The sequence below is a fragment of the Roseivivax sp. CAU 1761 genome (genome assembly GCF_054482755.1).
Genome location: NZ_JBTLRM010000034.1, coordinates 36,596 through 41,651, shown reverse-complemented (window position 1 = coordinate 41,651; position 5,056 = coordinate 36,596). Strand labels below are relative to the sequence as shown.

Here is a 5,056-nt window from a genome sequence, read left to right as displayed (position 1 = left end):
GCCCCCGGGGCGCCCCCGGAGCCTAGGCGGACCGCAGCGGCGGGTGCGCCCCGGGGGCGCTGCGGGCCGGACTGGCGCGCACGCCGCACGGCCTAGGCCGCGCGCGCGCCGGGGGCCGCGCCTCAGCCGTGCGAGCCGCGGGTGAGGGCCAGGAACACGTCCTCCAGATCGGCCTGCTCGGTGCGCACATCGCGAATCCGGATGCCGGCCGCCCGCACCGCGTCGAGCACCTCCTCGGCCGAGGTCCGCGCGGCGCGGTAGGTGACCGCCACGGCGCCGTCCTCGCGGCGCTCGACCTCGAGCCCGTCGGCTTCGGGGAGCCGCTCCGCCGGGGCCTCGGGCTCGATCACCATGGTGCGCCCGTCGAGCTGGCCCAGCAGGTTGCGCGTGCGGTCGCGCGCCGCCACCTCGCCGTGATTGATGATGGCGATCTCGTCGCACATCTCCTGGGCCTCCTCGAGGTAGTGGGTGGTCAGGATCACCGTGGTGCCGCGCTCGCGGTTCAGCCGCCGCACGTTCTCCCACAGCATCTGGCGCAGCTCGATATCGACCCCGGCGGTGGGCTCGTCGAGCACCAGCACCCGCGGATGGTGGACCAGCGCCTTGGCCAGCAGCAGCCGCCGGCGCATGCCGCCCGACAGGGTGCGGGCATAGGCCTCGGCCTTGTCGCTGAGCCCCACCATCTCGAGGATCTCGTCGCTGCGGCGCTCGGACTTCGGCACCCCGTAGAGCCCGGCCTGCACCTCCAGCGCGCCGCGCGGCGTGAAGAACGGGTCGAGGTTCAGCTCCTGCGGCATGACGCCGATCGCGGCGCGCGATTGCCGCGGGTTCACGTCCTGGTCGAAGCCCCAGATCGTCACCCGCCCGGCGGTCTTGACCACCAGCCCGGCGAGGATGTTGATCAGCGTCGACTTGCCGGCGCCGTTGGGACCCAGCAGGCCGAAGACCGAGCCCTCCGGCACCACGAGATCGACGCCCTTCAGCGCCTCCTTGGCCGGCTGGCCGTGACTGCCGCCATAGGTCTTTCTCAGCCCTTCGATCCGGATCGCCTCGCCTGTCATGGCCCGCCTTGCTCCCTGCTGCCGCCTGCGCCATAACGCACCTAGTGCAGCAGAAGCGAGAGGGACACCGTTCGATGACCACCGACGCGCCCGAGGTCCGGATCGTCGACCAGTTCCGCGTCGCCTGCGACGGCGGCGGCGACGCCCTCGGCCATCCCCGGATCTGGCTGCAGATTCCGCCCGATCGCGGCTGGGTCGAATGCGGCTATTGCGACGCCCGTTTCGTGCACCGGGATTTCGCCGACCGCGAGTGACCTTGCGTCATCCGGAGGCGCGAACGCTGCGTTTCCTTGGTCGCAATCCGGCCCGGCGCTACCATTGCGGCATGACCCGGACCGCGCCCAGCCTTTCCAGACCCGCCACACCGGACCCGGTTCCGGGCGCCGCCCAGCGCGCCTACAGCCGCGCCGAGCTGCTCAGCGACGCGCTGGTGCATCTGGCCGGGCTGGTCCTGGCGCTGGCCGCGGTGCCGGTGCTGATCACCCTGACGGCGATCTGGCGCGGCGACGCGCTGGGCATCGCCGCGGTCAGCGTCTACGGCGTCACGCTGATCGCCATGCTGGTCTGTTCGCTGCTCTACAACCACCTGACACGGCCCGGCTGGACCGACCTGCTGCGCCGGCTCGACCATTCCGCCATCCACTTCAAGATCGCCGGCACCTACACGCCCTTCGCGCTGTTCTCGGGCACCGGCACCGGCCTGCTTACGGTGATCTGGACGGTGGCGGCGGCGGCCACCGCGCTGTCGTGCTGGATGCGCGCGCGGCCCGGCCTGCTGGGCGTCGGGATCGGGCTCGGCATGGGCTGGGCGGTGGTGGTCGGCGGGCAGGACATGCTGGCGGCGCTGCCGGTCCCGGTGGTGGCGCTGATGATCGCCGGCGGCCTGCTCTATTCCGGCGGCACCGCCTTCCTGCTGGCCGAGCGGCTGCGCTACCACAACACCATCTGGCACGGCTTCGTGGTGGCGGCCTCGACGCTCTATTTCGTGGCGATCTTCCTGCTCGCCGCCAGCGTGCCCTCCTGACCCTCGCCAAGCGCGCGCTCTGCGGCTAGACAGGCGCCGCGGCCCGGCCGCCCATCTCCCAGACGACACGGAGCGCGCCCCCATGAGTTTCGGCAAAGGCTGCCACCTGCACCTGATCGACGGATCGGCCTTCATCTTCCGCGCCTTCCACGCCCTGCCGCCGCTGACGCGCAAGTCCGACGGCATGCCGGTGGGGGCGGTGCAGGGCTTCTGCAACATGCTGCAGCGCTACATCACCGACGATCACGGCGGCGACGCGCCGACCCATATCGCGGTGATCTTCGACAAGGGCAGCCACACCTTCCGCAACGATCTCTACGACGCCTACAAGGCCAACCGCGACGAGATGCCCGAGGACATGCGGCCGCAAATCCCGCTGACCCGGGCCGCCACCGCCGCCTTCAACATCGCCTGCCAGGAGATCGAGGGCTATGAGGCCGACGACATCATCGCCACGCTGGCCTGCCAGGCCCGCGACCTCGGCGGCCGGGTGACCATCGTCAGCTCCGACAAGGACCTGATGCAGCTGGTGGGCGACGGGGTCGAGATGTTCGACGCCATGAAGAACCGCCGCATCGACCGCGACGGCGTGTTCGAGAAGTTCGGCGTCTTCCCCGAGCGGGTGGTCGACGTGCAGGCCCTGGCCGGCGATTCGGTCGACAACGTGCCCGGCGCGCCGGGGATCGGGGTGAAGACCGCGGCGCTGCTACTGAACGAGTTCGGCACGCTCGAGGACCTGCTCGACCGCGCCGCGGAGATCAAGCAGCCGAAGCGCCGCCAGACCCTGATCGAGCACCGCGCCCAGATCGAGCTGTCGAAGCGGCTGGTGCAGCTCGATTGCGCGACGCCGCTCGACTTCACCCTCGACGATCTCGAGCTGCGCGACCCCGACCCGGAGCGGCTTCTGGGCTTTCTGGCCGAGATGGAGTTCCGCACCCTGTCGAAGCGCGTCGCCGAGGCGCTGAACCGCGAGGCCCCGGTGATCGCCGAGCCGGCGCCGGCGGCGGCCGAGACCGCCCCGGCGGAGCAGCCGCCCTTCGACGCGGCCGCCTATACCTGCATCCGCGATCTGGAGACGCTCGGGCGCTGGATCGCCGCGGCGCGCGAGCGCGGCTGGGTCGCCATCGACACCGAGACCACCGGGCTCGACGACATGCGCGCCGATCTCGTCGGCGTCTCGCTCTGCGTCGAGCCCGGACAGGCGGCCTATTTGCCGCTGACCCATCGCGGCGAGGGCGAGGGCGACCTCTTCGGCGGCGCGGCGCTCTTGCCCGACCAGGTGCTGATCTCCGAGGCGCTGCAGGCGCTGAAGCCGCTGCTCGAGGATCCGGCGGTCCTCAAGATCGGCCAGAACATGAAGTACGACGCCAAGATCTTCGCCCGTCTGGGCATCGAGGTGGCGCCCTTCGACGACACGATGCTGATGTCCTACGCGCTGCATGCCGGCCAGCACGGCCACGGCATGGACGATCTCAGCGAGCGCTATCTCGGCCACACGCCGATCCCGATCAAGCAGGTGATCGGCAGCGGCAAGAGCCAGATCACCTTCGACCGGGTGCCGATCGAGGCGGCGACGCGCTACGCCGCCGAGGATGCCGACGTCACGCTCAGGCTCTGGCAGCTGTTCAGGCCGATGCTGCACCGCGCCCGCGTCACCCGGGTCTACGAGACCATGGAGCGGCCGCTGGTGCCGATCCTCGGCCGCATGGAGATGGCCGGCGTGCAGGTCGACCGCGACACGCTCTCGCGCATGTCGCACGCCTTCGCGCAGAAGATGGCCGGGCTCGAGGCCGAGATCCACGCCCTCGCCGGCGGGCCGTTCAACGTGGGCTCGCCCAAGCAGCTGGGCGAGATCCTGTTCGACCGGATGGGGCTCGAGGGCGGCAAGCGCGGCAAGACCGGCGCCTATGCCACCGGCGCCGACGTGCTCGAGGATCTGGCGACCGAGCACGAGCTGCCGCGCAAGGTGCTCGACTGGCGGCAGGTCTCGAAGCTGAAATCGACCTATACCGACGCCCTGCAGGAGCACATCAACCCGACCACGGGCCGCGTCCATACCTGCTACTCGATCGCCGGGGCGGCGACCGGGCGGCTGGCCTCGACCGATCCGAACCTGCAGAACATCCCCGTCCGCACCGAGGAGGGACGGCGCATCCGCGAGGCCTTCGTGGCGCCCGAGGGACGGGTGCTGGTCAGCCTCGACTATTCCCAGATCGAACTGCGGATCCTCGCCCATGTCGCCGGCATCGACGCGCTGAAGGCGGCGTTCCGCGACGGCCACGACATCCACGCCATGACCGCCTCGGAGATGTTCAACGTGCCGCTCGACGCGATGACGCCCGAGGTGCGCCGGCAGGCCAAGGCGATCAATTTCGGGGTGATCTACGGCATTTCCGGCTTCGGCCTCGCGCGCAACCTGCGCATCCCGCGGGCCGATGCGCAGGGCTTCATCGACCGCTATTTCGAACGCTTCCCCGGCATCAAGGCCTACATGGACGACACCATCGCCTTCGCCAAGCGCGAGGGCCGGGTCGAGACCCTGTTCGGCCGGGTGATCCACACCCCCGAGATCAACGCCCGCGGCCCGCGCGCCGGCTTCGCCCGCCGCGCCGCGATCAACGCCCCGATCCAGGGCACCGCCGCCGACATCATCCGCCGCGCCATGGCGCGCATGCCGGCGGCGGTTGCCGACCTGCCCGCGACCATGCTGCTGCAGGTCCATGACGAACTGCTCTTCGAGGTCGACGAGGCCGCCGTCGAACCCCTCGTGGCGCGCGCCCGCGAGGTCATGGAGGGCGCCGCCGACCCGGTGGTCCGCCTCGACGTGCCGCTGGTGGTGGAGGCCGGCCAGGGCCGCAACTGGGCGGCCGCCCACTGACGCCCGCGCCCGCAACGCCCCCCGCCCCCCTTCTTCTGAGCGCAAATATCCCGGGGGTGCGGGGGCAGCGCCCCCATCCAGTACGCGTGCCTG

The 5,056-nt window shown here is 71.0% G+C and carries 4 protein-coding genes; 3 read left to right on the top strand and 1 reads right to left on the bottom strand.

Annotation, left to right across the window (positions count from 1 at the left end):
• Positions 1–122 precede the first annotated feature (122 nt).
• Positions 123–1,061 carry an ABC transporter ATP-binding protein gene (locus ACXYMW_RS16690; protein WP_459036466.1) on the bottom strand — a complete coding sequence of 313 codons (939 nt, stop codon included), beginning with the start codon at positions 1,059–1,061 and terminating at the stop codon, positions 123–125.
• Positions 1,062–1,135: 74 nt separating this feature from the next.
• Here ACXYMW_RS16690 and ACXYMW_RS16685 point away from each other — a divergent pair, with 74 nt between their 5' ends.
• The 3 genes from ACXYMW_RS16685 (at position 1,136) to polA (ending at position 4,963) form a co-directional block, all read left to right on the top strand.
• Positions 1,136–1,315 (top strand): zinc-finger domain-containing protein, encoded by a 180-nt coding sequence (locus ACXYMW_RS16685; RefSeq protein ID WP_459036465.1) that lies wholly within the window; start codon positions 1,136–1,138, stop codon positions 1,313–1,315.
• Between the two features lie 71 nt (positions 1,316–1,386).
• Positions 1,387–2,085, top strand: coding sequence for a PAQR family membrane homeostasis protein TrhA (gene trhA, locus ACXYMW_RS16680; RefSeq protein WP_459036464.1), 699 nt, complete (start codon positions 1,387–1,389; stop codon positions 2,083–2,085).
• A gap of 82 nt (positions 2,086–2,167) precedes the next feature.
• A complete protein-coding gene (gene polA / locus ACXYMW_RS16675) occupies positions 2,168–4,963 on the top strand; it encodes a DNA polymerase I (RefSeq protein WP_459036463.1) in 2,796 nt (931 codons plus the stop codon).
• Positions 4,964–5,056 lie beyond the last annotated feature (93 nt).